This is a genomic window from Limosilactobacillus urinaemulieris, from assembly GCF_932750685.1.
GTDB classification, from domain to species: Bacteria; Bacillota; Bacilli; order Lactobacillales; family Lactobacillaceae; genus Limosilactobacillus; species Limosilactobacillus urinaemulieris.
The window spans coordinates 1-19,956 of sequence record NZ_CAKOBX010000003.1; the positions used below are offsets into that span (position 1 = coordinate 1).

The following is a 19,956-nucleotide window of genomic DNA, read 5'->3' on the forward strand; positions in this document are numbered from 1 at the left end:
ATTTAAATTAAAGAAAAGTGGGATTACCAACACTAAAACAGTTAATGTCGGTAATCCCACTTGACTAAGCGTAGAAAGAAGTAGATCAACCAGATATTATAATTCTGTTCTTACTTAGTTCGTCCTTTGCGACTAGCTGACTGATTAAACAAGAGATAAACTGCCTTAGTGGCAATCGTTTGGACAATGAGAACCATTGCCGAACGGACTAAATTCTGTTGCCATTTGCGCATTATTATTCAGCTCCTTTATTATTCCCTGATTAACGGTTGTTGAGCACTTAGCCGTAATTCATAAGCTAGATGCTTCGGATCGGTTTGATCTTTGATATAGACGATTCCACGTTTAACGAACCCCATCTTTTCACCTAATTTTTGCATTGGAACATTTTTTAAATGCGTATCATAACGAAAATTGCGGATTCCCTGAAGAATTCCTACCGAGATAAGATTGGCCAAAAATAATTTACCTAAATGGCGGTCGCTTACTCGTCGATCAATTGTTAACCGATGAATAATTGCATACGGTTCATCCGGACCCTTCCATTGTCCTGCGGTAATTTCATCATAACTTTGTTCGGCTTGAAACTGAAGAACCGCGGTGCCAACAATATGATCATCATCAATCAATAACCAGTTATTGCCATTTTGGATATCATTCTTAAGGGTTGCTAACTCGGGGTGTCCATCCTGCCATTGCGGGTTATCATGTAACTTTAATACCTGTTTTGCGTCTTCAATCAGAGCTTCAACATTAAATAAATCCGCTTCTTGTGCTCGACGAATGTAAGTTGCCATTATTCATCCCTTCTTTCCAGTATGACCACGTGTTCTGACTAATAAAAATGAGAATACAATCAGCATTTCAATATCCGCAGTATAGCATGAAGGCTGTGAAGAATATGTGAAGTTACCGTCTCCACAACCATTCTTTAGAAAAAGAAAAGACTTTTGACAACGGTTTAATCTAATAATTTAAAATTAAGAATTGACAAATTAAAATGAGAATGTTTTAATAAAAGCATCATTTAACGAAGGGGAATAATAATATGACTACTCATACATTAAATACTAAGTATTATAACTATGCTCGTCAGCTTTAATGTCTGCATTGTAATGGTGCGGACAAGCTTGTTCGCACCTCAGCATGGTTGTATTTAATGTACCATTGCTAGGTGATCGTCTAGCAATGGTGGTCATTAGGATTATCTCATCTTTCTCAAAAAGCCACTAATCTAGGTTGAGCATTGCTTGTCTGCTAGGTAGTGGCTTTTTATATTGAAAGGGAGAAAAATAATGAGTTTATTGAAGAAAAAGAATGACAATACCGAGCCCCAATTTAGCTTTGGGGAAAGCATCCTCGTCCTTGTTGGTATTCTATGCATTCTCGGTTACTTAATTATTATTAAGAAACAGGAACCGCAAGCACCACTATTTATATCATTTATGGTATTGGCACTTTACGGTCACCTCAGAGGTTTTAAGTGGCAAACCGTCATGGACGGAATGCGGGAAGGTCTACGTGCCGGAGTTGATCCACTAGTAATTTTCCTGTCAATCGGGGTTCTGATTGCCACCTGGATTTTTTCTGGAACCATCCCCACAATCATGTACTTCGGCTTTAAAATCATCTCGGTGAAATTCTTCTTACCAACCGTCTTTATCGTCTGTACCTTAGTCGGAGTTGCTTGCGGAAGTTCATTCACGACTGTTTCCACAATGGGGATTGCCTTTATCGGGATCGGTGCTACATTACAAATTAATCCTGGCCTCACCGCCGGAGTAATCGTTTCCGGTGCCTTCTGCGGTTCTAATATTTCTCCGCTTTCTGGGACCACTAACCTCGCTGCGAGTGTCGGTGAAATTAGTATTTACAAGCATATCCAATCGTTACTAACGACTGATATTCCTGCTTGGGCAGTCTGCTTAGTCCTTTACACATTTCTTGGCTGGAATTCTAAAAATGTCAGCCTGAATACGGTTCATCAAATGATGAATGGGCTCGCTAATGGCTTCTGGATCTCCGGATGGGCATTACTCCCCGTCCTGCTCCTGGTTATTCTAGCCATTTTTCAGGTTCCGGCGATTCCGTCACTTGGTTTTGGCTCCCTCTTTGCCATTGTCCTTGGATGGTTGCACGCTCCAAGTACGAATATCTCTTTAATCACTAAGACAATTATGACCGGTTTCGTCTCCCATACCGGGAACAAGACCATTGATACCCTGCTTTCCAAGGGTGGAATCTCCAGTATGCTGACTTCACTAGCTTTGATTGTCTTTGCTCTTGCCCTCGGTGGTCTCCTGATCAAGTTCAATATTATCAGCACGATTATTAACCACCTTACCGGAATCGTTAAGACTCCTGGTCGGTTATCACTCGCAACAGCAATCACCTGTATCGGCGTTAACCTCATGGTTGGTGAGCACTACCTGGCAATCATCCTTCCTGGACAATCATTCTTACCGTCATTTGATCGGCTTGGTCTAAAGCGGGTTGACCTAACCCGGATCCTTAATGATGCTGGAGCCGCGGTCAACGCAATTGTCCCTTGGAGTGTTTCCGGCGTCTTTATTGCAACGACCCTGCAGGTTAACCCGCTTCAGTTTATTCCTTGGGCTTTCTTCCCCTTCCTGGTAACAATCTTTACGGTAGTTGCCGGAATGTTAGTCAAGGTTCCCCAAAAGCAGAGCGTTATCGTTCCCGAATAATAAATACTCATTAGAAATAATAAAATTGAGGTATAAAAAGCACCTCCTAGTACTCGGATTAACGAATACTAGGAGGCGTTTATTTTTGAAGGGATATGAACCCGATCCTAAATTTTAGTGTTTCTTCTTTCTGTATCCAGCCAAGCCAAAGATACTTGCAAGACCCGCGAAGAGGAAGCCAAGTGTAGATGCCTTCTCGTTTTCTCCATTACCAGTTTGTGGTAATTGACGAGCCTGAGTAGTTCCATTGACATGGTGAGCAATCTGAGAAGAAAGCGATTGATCATTAGCGATGTGTCCAGAAACGTGGTTATTAGCCGCCGGAACAGCATTGTTCTCACCTGAATTACCAGGTTGAGCAGGCTGATCTGGAGTAGTCGGCTGACCAGGTTTTTCTGGGTGATCAGGTGTTACCGGATGATCTGGATTTACTGGATGATCCGGATTATCTGGATGATCAGAACTCTCAGCTTCTACATAAATCGTTACTGTACCATTGCTGATTACAATCTGGGTTGGGAGACTTTGCCCTTTTGCCAGTTTGTAACCCGCTGGTACCTTAAGACTTACCGGCTGCGTTTGATTGAGTTTACCCTTGTAAAGTTGACTAACAACTACTTTACCAGTTGCCTGGTCAACGAACCGAACAGTTTCAGTGGCGTCTTCCGTTACAGGTGGGGTCACTGAGTTTGGCTTGTAAGTGATCGTGATGCTTACTGGTTGAGTTTGATCAGTTACCGTCACTTCATCAATCGAACTAATTGGTTGATCGTCTTGTTCAATCTGAGCAGTGTAACCAGCTGGAACATCAACTGGGTATGCATCCCAATTACCTGTCGTCCAATCACTCAAATTAGTCAACTCACCAGTTACTTCATTGTAAGTTGCCGTCCGAGTAATTGTTGCAGACTGGTTAATCGTCTTAGTTCCACCAGGCAACTTATCAACGATTTCCCGGTTAATGGTCTTACTCAAATCGTGATCCTTAAACCAATTTAGATTCTTAGGATCTGGGTTAGTATCCGGCTTTGTTGGATCAACTGTGATTGTCTTTTCAACCAAGTGAATGACAATGTCGTTATTTCCATCAGCCTTAAATGTGTAGCTAGTAGGTAGCTTTTGACCTGGAGCTAATTCGTAATGAGCTGGAACTTCAACATTAGTAATGCTGATAGTTCGACCAGTTACACCAGTTTCAGTAATGGTTGGACCAACTTGACTGCCATCCTTGTCATCATCAACAAACTTGATGTTTACTCGTTGCTCGTTAGCAGTGTAAGTAACAGTGATTGTCCTGTCCCTATCCTTATCAGTTACCGTAACTTCTGGCACAGCACCCGGATTTGCAGTGTACCCAGCAAAGGCCTTTGGAGTAAATCCGGCAAAAGTATCTTTGCCATCAACTGCTGTCCAGGCACCTTCACTCTTAGCAACGATCTTGCCAGTAACTAGATCGTATTTGGCGGTTCTCGTGAATTCAACAGTTTGTTGCTTTTGATCTGCTGGAATCTGAGCCAATTGTTCAGCGCTTAAGCCTTCGTAATTAATCGTTCTCGTTACGTCCTTAACCAAAACATTATCCTTGAACCAGTTTGGATTCTTTGGATCCGGATTAGTTGCTGGGTCAAGCGGATTAATCTCCGCAGTCTTGTGGACTAACTTAATGTACAAGCTTTGATTCAAAGCTTTACCGAAAGTATAGCTCGTAGGTAACGTTTGGTCTGGAGCTAATTCATAGATCGTAGGAATAGTTAAATTCAAATCTATTTCAGAACCGGCTACTCCAGTCTTAGTAGTTACATCACCGACTTGCTTATTGCCTTCATCAGTATCTTCAAACACAATTTTTACAGTTGCGTCTAACGTAAACTCAGCGGTTGAAGAAATCTTCAACTTGTAATTTGGATTTGCTTTTTCAAGAGCAGTTAAGCTGTCTGGCGTCAAGCTAATTAAGTAAACGCCTGACTGATCTGGGGTAGTGCCAGAAGCAAATTGATAAGTCATCCCTGCTGGAACTGTAATGCCGCTTGGAACATTAACTTTAAAGTCTGCACCATCAATTTTAGCTTCAGTACTTTCCTGACTACCAGTAATTGTAACGTTAGCTTGTGCCGGACTAATTACATACTTGAACTGGCCACTTTCAGAAATTGCATAGTTTGGATTATTACTTTGCAGTTTTGCTAAACCAGACTTGTTCAATGCGATATAGTAAGTTCCAGCATTAGTTGGTGCTGGGACTGCATTACCATCTGCATCTACCCATTCATAGTCGGCATTAGTTAAGTTGGCGGTATTAAGAACTTCCCCATTTACCAAGCCATTAGCAGTGAATACGCCAAAATTAGTATCTTGGGTATTAATTGCTGCTGGTTTGCCATCATAAACCTTGCCGTCTGTGCCGCGAGTATTGTCACCTAATGTAACTTCAAGAGCCTTTTGCTTAATCATGAACTTAGCTGAACCTGAAAGATCACTAGCATCAAGAATTACGTTGCCGTTTCCTGCATACTTATCAAGTGCTGCTTGTAAGTGAGCCAAACCTTGATCGCTTAACTTCAAAGTGTAAGTGCCAGCATTAACTGGTGCCTGCCCCTTTTCAGTTTCCCACGTGTAATCACCATCTTGCAAAGTATAAGTACTTTGAGCAGTTGAACCTGGGAAAGTAAGGTGAACAACGATGTTACCGTTAGTACTATCTACTTCGGCAGGTGTTACCGCTTGACCATCATAAGTCTTAGAAGCTTGACCACTAAGCGTGGCTTGACCTGCAACAGGATTGATTGTGTAAGTAAACTCACCACCGATTGCATTATCAGCAAACTTGTAATTTGGATTGTCCTTTTGAAGCAGACTGATCGCATTGTCGGTCAATCTCAAGTAGTAAGTACCAGCGTTAACCGGATTACCAGTCATTGCGTGGTAGTTGCCGTCGCTATCCTTGGTGTACCAAGCATAACTATTAGCAGTAATGCCAGCTGTATTAAGAGTTTGACCTTCAATTAAACCAGTTGAGCTCCAAGTTACGTCATTTACTACATCAGCAATTGAAGTGGTTTGACCGTTGTAAGTGCGACTATCACTACCACCAATTGTTGCAGTTGCCGTCGCTGGAGTAATCGTGTAGTTGATTACACCACTGACTGAACTAAACGTGTAGTTTGGATTTGCTTTCTGCAGTGCAGCTAACGCATTGGCCTTCAAACGAGCTTGATAAGTACCTACATTAACCGGTGCAGCATCAAGCTTATTGCCATCTGCATCGTACCAGTCAAAGTCACTAGCCTTAATGCCTGGATTTACTAATGGCGTATCAGTTAAGGTGCCATTTGCAGAAATTGTTAAGCCACTGACATCAAGATCAGCTGCTTGACCATTGTAAGTCTTGCTTTGATCACTGCCAGAAATAGTGACATTACTAATTTCCTTTGGCGTAATGTTAAAGCTGGCTTGTCCTGATAAATCATCTGCTGCAATTGTTACGTTGCCACTACCTGCTTGACTATTCAAGGCTGCTTGCAAGTGAGCTAAGATAGCATTCTTATTCAAGCTAATTGTGTAGTTACCAACAGCAGTAGGCGCCTTGCCATCCTTAGTATTCCAAGTGTAATCACCGTCTTGCAAAGTGTAAGTACTTTGAGCGTTCGAACCTGGGTAAGTAAAGTGAACTAAGATTTGACCATTGCTATTAACTTCAACTGGAGTTACGGCTGAACCATCAAAGGTCTTTTCATTAGATCCGCTGAGTTCAGCTGTAGCAGTTGCCGCCGTAATCTTGTAGTCCGCATTTGTCTTAAACGTCCACTTGTAGTTAGCACCGTTATTACCAGTCAACTGTTCAAGTTTTGCTTGACCTGCTGGTGATAGTTCAACTTGGTAAGTACCGGCATTTGTAGCATTGCCAACAATTTGCAAATCATTAGCTGTCAAAGTAAGCGTTTGAACCTTACCGTCTGCTGAGTAAACAGGAGCTGAGTAAGTAACATTGTATTTACTTAAATCAAGGTTACCTGGCAAAGTCTCATTAGCGTCGTAAGTCTTGCCATCACTACCATTAAGGGTAACGGTAACCTTACCTTGGTTAACTGTCAATGTTCCCTTAGTAGTTACATCAGCGGCTGATTGTGGATATGCGTAGTTAGTACCAAGCGCCTTTTCGATGTTAGCTAAGCCTTGTGCAGACAATTCAACTTGGTAAGTACCGACATTGCCTGGAGTTTGGTTAAATACTAAGTCACCGTCTTTAGCAGTGTAACTTAAGTTGGTACCATTTTCAGTCGTGACCGTCAAAGTGTAGCCAGCTGGGTTAGCCTTAATTGCGTTTAACCAATCTTGCGTACCATAAGTTACACTTGATTGACCAGAAACAGCAATCGTGACTGGCATTTGATCAACATAGAAACTTGCTCGTGCATTACTTGCTTGCTTCCAGTCATAGTTACTTGAACCAGTTAAATCCTGCAACTTCTTTAAGCCTTGTGCTGATAACTTAACTTGATAATGACCAACATCACCTGGCTGGGTAACAAATTCAAGATCACCATCACTTAAAGTTACATTAGTGTAAATTGGCTCAGCATCATTATCCACGCTGCCATTATGCACTGGAGCAGTGATTGAAATTGAGTAGCCATTATTACCACCATAATTAATAGTGGCATTTTCACCATATTTAATATGTTCAGCGCCATTAATCGTGACTGTTGTTTGCGCCGGCGTAATGACATAGGAAGCTGGGGTATGACTTGATTCAACCACGTCTTTTTCACTAAGAACGACGTTGCCATCAGTGGTAGTAGTTTTACCAACATTGCCTGAGAAGTCATAGTCTGGGAACAACTGACGCAGTTTATCAGTCAATTGCTTAGAAATCTTGACACGATAAGTCCCGACATTAGTTGGCACACCACCATTCGGGTAGCCTTCAACATATAAGTCACCAGCAGTCCATGTAAGCCCAGTATCTTTGCCATTATTTAAAAGCTTACCGTCTTTCCAAGTAAGATTTGGAACTGGTTTATCAGTATTCAACCAATTAGTAAAGTCCAATTCATATGCACTTGGATCAAATGGCATTGCGGTTCCATAAACAGTAGTCTGATTACCAGTCAGGGTTAATTCAGCCTTATGTTCATAAATGAAGTATTCCCCGCTCTCAGCTGATTGGCTAATTGCGTAGTTACTTGCACCAGTTAATTGTTTAATCTTTTCAAGACCACTAGCAGTTAAACGAACAACATAAGGTGTGCCCTTAATAGGATTCCCATCAACACCATAACCAGCATTAGCATGAAGCGCTGGCTTACCTTGAGCATCTACTACTTCAAGATCATCTGGCGTTAAATTGAACTTACCTAAGTCAGTAGGTTCACTATCTGAGTTGCCCCAGACAAGTTTGATATCGCCCTTATTAATCTGCTCTTGCGTAATTGCTGCATTCTTATCATCAAATACCTTCGAAGCACTACCAGCAACTTCAACTACAAGTTCGGCCGGATTTACTACATAGGTAATTTGACCGCTAATTGTGCTCTTGCCCTGATCTTCAAAAGTGTAGTTTGGATTTGCATTTGCAAATGCCTGTTCACCAGCAGCATTCAACTTCAAGTAGTAAGTTCCTGCATTAGTTGGCGTAGAAATCACATTACCATTTGCATCGTACCAAGTGAAATCACTTGTAGACAAAGTAGGAAGGGTTAAGTTTTCAACATTGTGGAAGCCAAAATTCTTAGCCGTTTCACTATTAGTTGGATCGAAGACAACTGCTTGACCATTATATGTTGATTGTTCATTACCATATAATTGAACATTTGAAGCCACTGCTTGTTTAATCTCAAAGTTTGCAGTACCCGCCTTATCAGCAGTTGTAGTTAGAGCAACGTTGCCTTGACCAACAGCTTGGTTAATTTGAGCTTGGATATGGTTAATCCCTGCTTCAGTCAACTTAATAATGTAATTACCAGCATTTACAGGTGCTTTACCATCTTCAGTTGACCAAGTATAGTCGCCATCGCTCAAAGTAAAGCTAGTTGGCAAGTTAGCAATTCCGGTACCGGTAATTGCAACCTTAATTGTTGAACCCTTAGTATACAAATCACCAGTAGTTACAGCTGAGCCGTTGTAGGTCATTGAATTGTTACCACTAAGATCAGCAGTAACTTTAGCTTGATTAATAGTATAAGTACCAGTTCCCGCAGATGCAGTAGCAGACCACTCAACATTAGCGCTATTAATGGCCTTGATATTATTCCAGCCCTGTTGCGATAACCGAACCTGGTATTGACCAGCATTCACTGGTGCCTTAGTTGTCCAAGAACCATTAACATTAAATTCAATGTCACCAGCTACCAATTTGTAAGTTGGATTATTTGGCTCATTGAGTTTAATTGAGTATTGACTTAAGTACTCATCTGGACTAATTGCTACGCCAGTATAAGGGTATTCTGGATCACCACTAAATTCAGCACTTGCTTTAGCCTTATTAATGACTAAATTGCCAGTTGAATTGCCGAGACTAATACTATAATTCTTGCCAAGTGCTTGCTGAATCTTAGCTAAACCGTCAGCAGTTAATTGGACTTCATAGCTACCAACATTTTCAGCTGGACCATTAACAATTGTAAAGTCGCCTGAATCAAGGGTTACGTTCGTCAAACTTGCCAATGCACCAGTAGTATTGCCATCAGCTTTAGCAATTGAAACGACTACGCTATTGCTACCGTTAGCGTTATAGACAACATTAATTGCCGATCCGTTATAAGTTTCGGTTTGCGTACCACTAACACTAATTACATTAGCTGAAGGGGTAATTTCAAAACTAGCTTGGCCACTAATTGCGTTGTTTGCGAATTGGACATTGCTTTGATCGTTTTGACCACTGCCAGCTAATGACTTGATGTAGTTTTCAACATTAGTAATCCCTGCTTGAGTTAAAGTGATGGTGTAACTACCAGCATCCGTTGCGTTGCCACTAATCGTGTAGTCGCCTTGCTTTAAAGTGTATGTTTGACCATTTACACCTGGGAAGTTAAGGCTGACTTTGATTTTACCATTTGAGTTAAGTTGAGCATCGCTAACTGCCTGGCTGTCATAAACCTTACTATTAGAACCACTTAAAGTTCCAGTTGCCGCAGCTGGCGTAATTGTGTAAACACCTAAGCCAGTGTTAGTTAAAGTAAAGTTTGGATTCTGAGCTTGAAGAGCACTAAACGCTGCATCGGTTAATTTAACGTAGTAAGTACCAACATTCTTTGGATTTTCAGTTAAGGCATTACCACTAGCATCAACCCATTCATAGCTGTTACCAGTAAGCGATTGAGTATCTAGCGTTACTTTCTTACCATTAACCATCACAGTAACTTGGAATTTAGCTGGATCAATTTGGTTAGTAGCTTGGGCATCATAGACCTTAGTGTAATTGCCTTCACTAATGTTAGCTAATGTAGCATCAGTATTTAATGGCGTAATCTTGTAATTTGCAGTGCCAGTAATTGCACCATTTGCAAACTTCACATTACTTACGCCGTTTTGACCAGTACCAACAGCTTTTTCAATAATCTTTTGGATAGCTGCTGGATTAATCGTAATTGTGTAAGCTTGACTGCTTGCATTCACTGGAGCTTGACCATTTGGTGTATTCCAAGTAAAGTCATTAGCCGTTAACTTAACCGTAGTTGAGTAATTGCTATTACCGTCTTTTGGATAATGCAAGGTCAAAGTAACGTTGTTATTATCATTACTTACGTTTAAATCATCAACGCTAACAGCATTACCATTGTATGGACGCGTGCCACTACCTGAAAGTGTAGCTGAAGCATCCGCTTGATTAATGGTGAAGGTCCCGTTGCCAGCATTAGTTAAAGTAAAGTTTGGATTGTTCTTTTGCAGTTGTGCTAAACCAGCTGCGTTTAACTTAACTTGGTAAGTACCAACGTTTACTGGAGCTGCACCATCAGCCCAATCAAAGTCGCTACTGGTTAAGCCGGTTGCATTTAAGACAACGCTTTGACCATTCACAATAGCCGTAAATTGGAACTTAGCTGGATCAATTGTATTTTGAGCTTCACCATTGTATGTCATCTCGTAATTGCCAGCTTGCGCGTTAGCCATTGTTGCAGCACTAGCAAGCTTGTTAATCGTGTAAGTTGCGTTGCTGGTAATTGTTGATTGACCATCATGGGTCCAGACAATACTGTTGTTGCCAAATTGATTCTTGATGCCATTTTCACCTTGTGTGGTTAAACGAACCTGGTACTTGCCAGCATTAATTGGCATGTTTGTTGACCAATTTGCGCCGTCAGTTGAAAATTCAACGTCCCCATTTTGCAAAGTATAAGTCCCTGAACTTGCAGTAGGTCCAGTAATGGTTACTTTCAAGCCATCATTAAGTTCACCATTAGTAATCGCTTGACCATTGTATGTGCTTTCGCCATTACCCGTTAAGGTTGCTGTAGCTACAGCGCCCCAAGCGACATTAATAGTTGTATTTTGCGTAGTATCGGTTACTGTTTCAGCTGGAACTTGACCATTCACAAGCGTAAATGGAGTAGTCACCCCATTTACTGTTTTGGTAGCTGACATAGTGTAGCCTTCATGAGTTGGAACCTTTTGTGCAGACCAGGTGCCAGTATTCCACCCACTCCCTGCAAAGCCATCGAATACTACACCAGTGTCATCATCATTGACTTTCACTTGACGATTTAGCGCAGCTATGTCAGTAGAAAAAGTTCGAGTTGCTTCCCCTGGTTCAGTAATTGTAATTGTACGAGTTACTGTCTTATTTACTAAAGATTTAGGAACATAGTACGTGATTAATTCATTCCGCATAAACCATTGATTTGCAGTTGAATTAGTAAAAGTAGTATTTGAATTATAGCCTGGTGCTCCAAAAGTAACGGTACTATAGGAACCTGCAGAATTAATATTAGCGATTACATAATCTGCACCAGCACCAGGAGTATTTACACTCCAGCTTTGAGTTGATGCCGTAGGAAGATTCCACGATCCAGAAAGCACTTTAAATCCAGGAGTAGTTGAATTGCCAGCGGTATTATCCCATTGCCAATTACCATAAGTAATGGTGTCATTGTTAACGTTTAAGCTACCAGTTCGATTGTAAAAGATTTGCACTTGAGATGCTGGAGCAAATTTTTGACCATCTTTGTTACCACCGGCAATGATAAATTTAGCAGTTACCAATCTTGATTGAGTTTGAATTGGAACATACAAAACAGTATGAACAGGCTGAGCTTCATATGCAGTAGCATCTTTAGTATATGCTTGTGAAGCTTGAGCTGGATCCGTATTACCATCTGTACCAGCAGTATTCCAAGTTGGGAAAACAAACTCATTTGCCGGTTTGTCAGACTTATCAGTAATTACAGCAGCAGTATAACCATCTACAGTTGGCACATCAGCCACAACGGCTCCCCAACTTGTTGGTAGACTTGTCCAATTTCCAGATACAACATGATAACCATTTTGCCCCCGTGTAGTATCCCAGAGCCATGGAGAATAAGTTACATTCTTAGTAACCTGATCTTGATACTTATTGCGACTGTAGTAGATATCAAGAACTGCTGATTGTGCAGCACTACCGTCTTGGGTGTAGGTACCGTCAGCATTAACCTTGGCTTTGACATAGTTAAGTGTTGCAGTCCGCGTTTGTTGTTCTTGAGTAGTATTAATCTTGTGCTTAAGATTAATGGTCATCGTTGCGCCAGTTAACGCCTTTTCAACAGCCTCAGTCTTCTCCCACTTATAGTTTGGGATATACCAAGTAGTATCAGGATTAGTCAATGGTGCAAAGTAAGGGCCCGCTAAGGTAACACCTTTGGGAACACCAGAAGTTGAAACCGAATAATAATTACCTACGCTTACACCTTCTGGTAATTTCAATTGTGCTGCAGCGTTCGGATCATATCCTCCATTTCCAGCAGTGAATCCGAATATATCCACTGTACCTAGATCAGTGTTTGAATCTTCATCATGGAAAGTAATGTTAAAGTGCATCTTTTGGTGGATTGGCACTTGTACAACTACTGGAGTTTGCGTAAAGGCAGGCAAAGTGTATTGCGTTGGAATTGAAGTACCATTTGCTAATTCATAACCATAGCCTTGTGGATCAGTTGGAATGGTCATATTAAAGTTAAGGTTAGCTTGAACGCCAGGAATAAATTCTTGTGAATAAGTTTGACCTACAACTGCATTATTGTTGTATTGGTCTACAAATTCAAATGTCACTTTTTGAGCAACATTAACGTTGGCATTCAGTTCGTAGTAATAATACTTACCAGCTGCATCATACTTAGCACCAACAGTATTGGCAGGAACAGTAACGCGAATAGTAGCAGTTTGCAGGCCACTCACTAAGCCATCAGCATTGGTTTGCAAACCGGAAATAATATAGTTTGGCTGATAACTGTCGGTGCCTTGAGTGAAAGTAGTTTGCTGTCCTGGATTGCCACTCTTATTGTAAGCACTGTAAGAAACTTCCCTAGTACCGTTTGAAGTTAAAACTGTACTGGTAGTTGTACCGTTAGCAATATTGCCAGCTTGACCATTATAGAGATTACCGTTAGTGAAGAAGGTTTGCCCATTAACCGCACTCTGCTTTGGAATTACTGAAACATAAACTTTAATAATCTGATCAAGACCACTATCTGTGTAGTGCACAGTAATTTCGCCCTGATTAGTGGCATTACTGTTAATTGGCGTAGTCCATGTAGCAGTGTGAGCTGGCCAAGTACTTGGCAAATTGAGCACTTCGTCAGCACTTGGTACAGTACTACCAATTAAAATATTGATACCACGAGCATCGTTGATTGCAACTGCACCCGTCCCTGGACTAGTAACAACCTCTTTGCCATCAGCATCCTTATAAGTAGCAGTAATCTGGACATTACTATAAGAACCTGGTATTTGCCAGGTTGGCTCATTATTAACAAATTTGAATACGGTTCCTTCTGGGAAAACATCCGCATTTTTAACCAGCTGAGCGGCTGTCAACGTGGTTCCGTAGTCAACGGTTTCGCTGTTTACTTCAACATTAGCTTTAGTAACAATTGTAAATGGCACTTCGCATGATGAACCACTAGGAAGAATAACTTTAATGGTGCCGCTCTTCTTTTCACCAGCCTTATCTAAAACTAAGGTGGTCTTGCCATCGCTGCTCAGCCATTCAAACGTAGTGCCCTTAGGCCAAGTAGTGTTGTTATCTAGTATCGGGTTAGGGTGAGTTACTCCAGACCAACCTTTTATATAAGCTGGGTTCTTAACTAAAGTACTTAGTGAAGTTTCCCCGCTTCCTACACCAAAAGTTATCGGACCTGCACTGATATCTTTTTCTGTTATCCCAGTATATGGCGTATTAATGGCATATGGTTCAGTAGCACTAGCTGAAATAGTTGGCGCTAAAGCAACTGCATGATATGGAACTTGGACCCATTGAACTGCCGTCTGCGCCTCACTTACATTTACTGGGTTAGTATTATTTGTTACTTGATACTCATGCCCTAACTGGCTAATGAAATCGCTTGTACCGGTAATACCCTTATTATAAAAAGCATTATTTGTGAAAATAACTGGCTGACCAGCTTTGTTATAACCACCACTATAATTAATGGTCATCGTGCCTTTATATTTACCGGAAAAGATGTTCCCATCCATATCTGCATCAGATGATTGCAAACTTGTTGGGTGGTAAACTTGATCGCCAACATTGATATCGATTGCATCCTTTTCTGAACCGCTAGTAATTTGCTTATTAACTTCGTTCTGATTAGCAATCCGGTTAACTCGATAACCAGCCTTACCTTGATTATAAATATAAATAGTATCTAGCTTAGGCGTAGCAACATAGTTTACTTGCACTGTTTGAGCTGGTGCATCTGGTAAATTTTGCAAAGTAAACTTAAATAAGTTAGTCTTTGTACCTTCTGCAGCAGTTGGCGTCCAGTCAGTCACATTAGTAGCGATTCCTAAAGCATAGGCTAAGGCATAGTCTTGATAGAAGTATTGTCCCAAGGTGCCCGTATTAACACCCTGATTAGTATTAGGATCAATAATCTGACCAACTGAATTTGTGTTCATAAATGCAGGCTGCCCATTGTCTGATAACTGAGCATTGATTACCGGGTTGCCTGCACTATCCACTGGGATATCAGTTCTCAACGGAATTGTATTCACAACATAAGGAAGCTTAACAGTATAGGACGCTCCTGGGATTGGGAAAGGCTCACCCGTATTGGCGTTAGTCCACACGTTTTGATCAGTAAATTGAAATTCTGCCCAGTGAATACCAATTGTGCTGGTATCAAGTGGCGTGAGTAACTTAACGTCAATGTTAGGCCCTATAACACCAATACTCCTACCGGAAGTAACACTATGGTTAGGATCATCAAAATTAAAAATCGTATTTCCGTTAGCATCAGGCGTAGTGATTGGATCAACGTTATCGCCTACATGACTAACATAGTAAAACTTGTTTGGAGCAAGCTGCACTTGTGGCTCAGCTATGAAGCTAACATCCACATTAACCTTCGTGCCATCAGCATATGTAACCGTAACACTACCTGAGTATTCTGTACCGTTTTTCGAACCCTCTTGTGTAGGATTTTCTGGTAACACATTCCAAGTAATTTTGGCACCGGCTTTTTCTAAGGCAGCACCATTTTCTAATAAATCAGCTGGATCTATTTCAGCCATATTACTGCCTGCTACTACTGTTGCCCCATTATCAAAAGTATATGGAGCCGGAGCGATATTAGCTGCAGCCTTGCTTGCAGCTAATTGCTGAGTATTACTAGACTTACCATTTTGATTGATGGCCAAAGTAGTACTATCTTGCTTACTTTTATCTTTATCTGATGAAACAGGCTGGTTAACAGAATTATCGCTGCTTGTTGATTCTTTATCGACTGCTACCTTTGTTTTAGTAGCTACAGTATCGTCAGTTACAGTAGTTTTTGCACTGTCCTTATCGTTAGTTACCTGTTCAGTATCTCCATGTTTAGTATTCTCACTGTCCACAGCTTTCTTGACCGAATCAGTTGGAGTATCTTGAGTGACCTGATTTTTATCAGCCTTATTCGCATTATCTTCTTGAGAATTCTTTATGTCTTCCTCAGCCGACTTATTAGTAGTCACTGTTGATGGATCCGCTTGGTTTGATGACTGACCATCATGTTGTGTCGTTAAACTATCAGCTGAAACCGGCTTCCCTGCATTTTGGGATACGGGTGCAGAATTAGGATCAGTTTGGTTAACTGTTGTCGTAGCTTTATCTTGACGCGCATTCCCAGATTGTACTGTTGCCACCGCTTCCTTAGTCACCGGCTCGGTTAAAGTAGAATTAGGGTCTGCATTAGCACTCGCGTTAACAAATGCGGTTGCTCCAAGAGTGACTAAAACAGTAGCACATGCTGTTACCCACTGCTTCTTGGCCTTATATAATTTGAAATTTTTTCGTTCTAAAACCATTCTCGGTTGTTGGTTATTTTTGCTCATTAGTGACTCCTCCATGGCTTCCTTTAACTTCAGTATAGCGCTTTTACTTCATTACGTTCCCTATTTTAATTAACGCGGTTAATTTATAATTCAATAAATGGTATTAACTAATTATACCATCGTTATTATAGTTCGATAAATACAAGCAATTCGTAATTGATAAACTTAAAGCAAAATTACTAATTTTATAAGCAAATAAATGATGCAGAGAAAGCCAGACTTAATCTCTACATCATTTTTATTAGTATTTAAAAATATCAAGTTTTAGTTCTTGACTAATCATTTCCAATAGTGCTAATCCAGCAACACTATTACCCGCCGGATCAAGTGCCGGACTAAAAATTCCGATCCCATACTTTGGTGCACTAGCAACTAGACCACCACCAACACCACTTTTGGTCGGGATTCCAATCTTAACCGAATAAGTTCCTGATTCATTATACAATCCCGTTGTCATCATTACCGATTTAGCATAGGTCGCGGCAGCACTTGAAATTAAACGTTCTTCACTCCAGGGAGCAATTCCGTCATTAGCGAGAACCGCGCCTAAATTGGCCAAGCTTTCACAGGTAACCATCATTGAGCACTGCTTAAAGTAGGTCTCAAGACTAGTTGTGACATCATTTGCTAAGGTTTCTTTAGCCTTTAAGTAGTAAGCAAGTGAACGGTTCATATCCCCCGTCCGTAACTCAGATTGGTAGATTTCTTCATTTAGGGTAATTTGCGGATCATGACAAATTTCTCGAGTAAAGTCAAGAATTTGGTCAAATGGTGAGCGGTGATCCTCCTCTTCAATCAGTGATGAAACCAGGATTGCTCCACTATTAACGAACGGGTTTAGCGGTTTAGTTTCCTTCGTGATCTCCATGTTCAAAATTGTGTCAAAGGCAAAACCAGTTTGTCGGGTGCCTACCTGCTCTTCCACTGTGGCAAGCCCTAATCGTTCAATCGCATAAAGGAGAGCGATCACTTTAGAAACACTCTCAATCGCAAACCGAACCTCGGATGCACCAGCGCAGTTTTTCTTTCCACTATCGACGTCATAGAGGCACACCCCTAACTGGTAAGGATCGACCTTCGCTAAAGCAGGGATATAGGTTGCCACCTGTCCCTCATCAATTCGTTTCCAGCATGCTTGAATTGCATCGTTTAAATTTAACACCATTTAATCATCCCCGTCCTGCAACTTTCATTAATTATCATACACCAAGAGGGTTCAATTACTATTGTTTTTTCACTGGTAAACGGAGAATCGTTTTCAAATTAGCCGGTTTGGTCCCCCGTGGATCGGATAGGTAAATTTCATGATGATGGCGGTGATCATTAATATCTAGTTGAAGGTCGTTGTCAGTAATAAACTCATGCAGTTTTTCAACGGTGGCTGGTTCGTCATCATATGGGCCAACGTGTAACGCTTGAACGCACAAGCCCTCATCAATGAAGCGCAACTTAACTTTAGAAAAGTCAGTCTGCTTCTTTTCGGTAGCCGTCTTTACCGCCCAATCAAAAATCTCAGGAGTAACAAAGTCCGGCATCCGAATCAGCGAAATGAAGTTAAATTGCTCCTTATGCTGGTAATCAACGCCCTTAATCCCCGGTTGCCACCACATCCCTTCCAGTGGCGGAACAACAAAGTCAAAGTAGCCAGGAATTTTATAATCACCCTTTTTGCTCATCTTAATTGTGTAGGCAATCCCATAGAGAAGCTGAAGCGCTTGACTATATTCGCCATCTTCAGCATTTGGATCGCCTTTTCCCTGCACTGCAAGGTAATTCATTGGCGGAACCTTTATTACCGCTGGCCGTTTCCCTGGACGATATAGTTCCGGTTGTTCTTTCTTAAAGTCGTATGTCATTGTTTCATCCCTTAGTTTTATATCTGTTTATATCTTCAAAGTTAATAAAAAATGCCCAATACCGTTTACTGGACATTGAGCACTATTTCTCTTTCTGGTTACCTAACTCCCAAAAGGCCAATGCCGAGGCAGCGGCTACATTTAAGGAGTCGACGCCCGGTGCCATTGGGATCTTAATTGTAAAATCGCTCTGCGCAATCGTTTTTTCTCTTAACCCCGGACCTTCTGAGCCAAGAATAATGGCAAGCTTATCCACTTGATCCAGTTGCGGATCGTCAATATTAACGGTGTTGTGCCGTAATGCCATTGCTGCGGTTCGGTAACCCAACCGATGAAGGAGGCTAATTCCCTCTGTTTGCCAGAGTTTGGCATCAACATAGGTCCATGGTACTTGGAAAACCGTCCCCATTGATACACGAGAAGCCCGCCGGTAAAACGGGTCGGCAGAATCACTCGTCACGATTACGCCATCGATTCCAAGAGCAGCTGCCGAACGAAAAATTGCCCCAATATTAGTTGGATTGACTACCCTTTCAAGGACCGCAATTCTTGGGTGTTCTTTCGGCATTGTTGCTAAAAAGCTCGCTAAATCTGGTCTTTTTACCCGGTACATTGCGGCTAATGCTCCCCGTAAAAGATTGTACCCGGATAACTGGCTAAGCAACTCGCTACCAACCACATAAATTGGTGTTTGCCCTAAGCCACTCGTTTGGTTAGCTGCCATTTCGTGATCCAAGTCGGCTAGATCACGGTCTAACGCCTTTTCTTCAACCAAAAGCGAGGCTGGCTGATACCCTGCCCGTAAAGCTCGTTCAATCACCTTCGGACTTTCCGCAATAAATAATCCCGGTTGCGGTTCTAAGGCGTGGAAGAGCTGGGCTTCATTCAGGCGGACGTAAGGATCCAAATCGGGCCTTGCTAAATCTGTAAGAAAAATTAAATTATGCATGCTGAATCTACCTTATTATTGTTATTGCTGTGACGAGTATTTATTCTAACGCTTTTTGCACGAACTACCAATTCATTTTCATACCAAAAAGGGCACTGCATAATAGAATTTACACAGTACCTGCTCCGGATTGTTTAAAGTAATCAGATTGATTATCCAACTAAAATTCTTACTTTCGAGTAACAGGCTTTATTTAACTTCTTTGCGGTGTGAACCTGGTCCCGACGTCACTAAGAAGGTCGCAATCGGAAATCCTAAATAGAGGATCATTGATAAGTAGGGATTGATGAAAGAAATTCCAATTAATAATATATTTACCACAATCGTGCCGGCCATCCGAAAAGCTGACATTGCCTCTAGTCGTTTTTTATCCACCCAAAATGACTTTTTAAATCCCCAAATTTGAAGTCCGGACATGAATAAGTTGGCCATTAAGAAGACAAGCCCATAATTAGCAATTGACATTGTGCTGGGCTCTAGCATTACCCACTTTGCCATTACTGGTACCAGGGAAATAAAAGCTAACAATAAAAGATCTAGCACCGCAATTGCTTTGCTCGGTCGTTCAATAAAGTAAGTATAAACTTTATGAAGGTCATACCAGAACTTGCTAACAATCAAAAAGGTGATCAAAAAACACCAATGTCATGAATAAAGTCAACATAGTGGGCCATGTTTGCTGGCGGTTGAATTTCAAGGACAATGATTGTCATCACAATTGCCAATACTCCAGTATTAATTTCCGATAGGCGGCTATATAAAATATTAGGCTCTTCAGCAAATTTCTTCTGCATTTTTTTGCTCTGTTGATCATTACTTTGTTCCCACGGTTCCCGACGAGGCAATCGTGACGATTGACGCTTATTCATTATTATTTATCACCTTGTTTATAATAAAATTCCTTTTTATTATAAGTAAACTTAAAGTAAAAATAAAT

At 41.2% G+C, this 19,956-nt stretch carries 9 protein-coding genes; 1 reads left to right on the top strand and 8 read right to left on the bottom strand.

All coding sequences use genetic code 11. The features are described from left to right. Positions 1-110 precede the first annotated feature (110 nt). Both MR181_RS08745 and MR181_RS02710 read right to left on the bottom strand, forming a co-directional pair. Positions 111-233, bottom strand: a complete 123-nt coding sequence (locus MR181_RS08745) for a hypothetical protein (RefSeq protein WP_277956481.1) — start codon at positions 231-233, stop codon at positions 111-113. Positions 234-251: 18 nt separating this feature from the next. Next, positions 252-797, bottom strand: coding sequence for a GNAT family N-acetyltransferase (locus MR181_RS02710; RefSeq protein WP_242334559.1), 546 nt, complete (start codon positions 795-797; stop codon positions 252-254). A 498-nt stretch (positions 798-1,295) separates the two neighbouring features. Between MR181_RS02710 and MR181_RS02715 the strand changes: the two genes are divergently transcribed. Next, on the top strand, positions 1,296-2,708 hold the full coding sequence (locus tag MR181_RS02715) for a Na+/H+ antiporter NhaC family protein (RefSeq protein WP_242334562.1): 1,413 nt from the start codon (positions 1,296-1,298) through the stop codon (positions 2,706-2,708). 114 nt (positions 2,709-2,822) lie between these two features. On the opposite strand, the gene MR181_RS02720 is transcribed toward MR181_RS02715, so the two are convergent. The 6 genes from MR181_RS02720 to MR181_RS02745 form a co-directional block, all read right to left on the bottom strand. Then, a complete protein-coding gene (locus tag MR181_RS02720; RefSeq protein WP_242334565.1) occupies positions 2,823-16,214 on the bottom strand; it encodes an MBG domain-containing protein in 13,392 nt (4,463 codons plus the stop codon). A 241-nt stretch (positions 16,215-16,455) separates the two neighbouring features. After that, positions 16,456-17,379, bottom strand: coding sequence for a glutaminase A (glsA, locus tag MR181_RS02725; RefSeq protein ID WP_242334568.1), 924 nt, complete (start codon positions 17,377-17,379; stop codon positions 16,456-16,458). Positions 17,380-17,437: 58 nt separating this feature from the next. Next, the gene (locus MR181_RS02730; RefSeq protein ID WP_242334571.1) at positions 17,438-18,070 is read right to left on the bottom strand and encodes a GyrI-like domain-containing protein; all 633 of its coding nucleotides are present in this window, start codon (positions 18,068-18,070) and stop codon (positions 17,438-17,440) included. An 82-nt stretch (positions 18,071-18,152) separates the two neighbouring features. Then, positions 18,153-19,019 (bottom strand): TrmH family RNA methyltransferase, encoded by an 867-nt coding sequence (locus MR181_RS02735; protein WP_242334574.1) that lies wholly within the window; start codon positions 19,017-19,019, stop codon positions 18,153-18,155. Between the two features lie 189 nt (positions 19,020-19,208). Then, positions 19,209-19,652 carry a TMEM175 family protein gene (locus MR181_RS02740; RefSeq protein ID WP_242334577.1) on the bottom strand — a complete coding sequence of 148 codons (444 nt, stop codon included), beginning with the start codon at positions 19,650-19,652 and terminating at the stop codon, positions 19,209-19,211. Next, entirely contained in the window at positions 19,649-19,888 is a 240-nt protein-coding gene (locus tag MR181_RS02745; RefSeq protein ID WP_242334580.1) for a DUF1211 domain-containing protein, read from the bottom strand. The genes MR181_RS02740 and MR181_RS02745 overlap by 4 nt, the downstream gene beginning before the upstream one ends. Positions 19,889-19,956 lie beyond the last annotated feature (68 nt).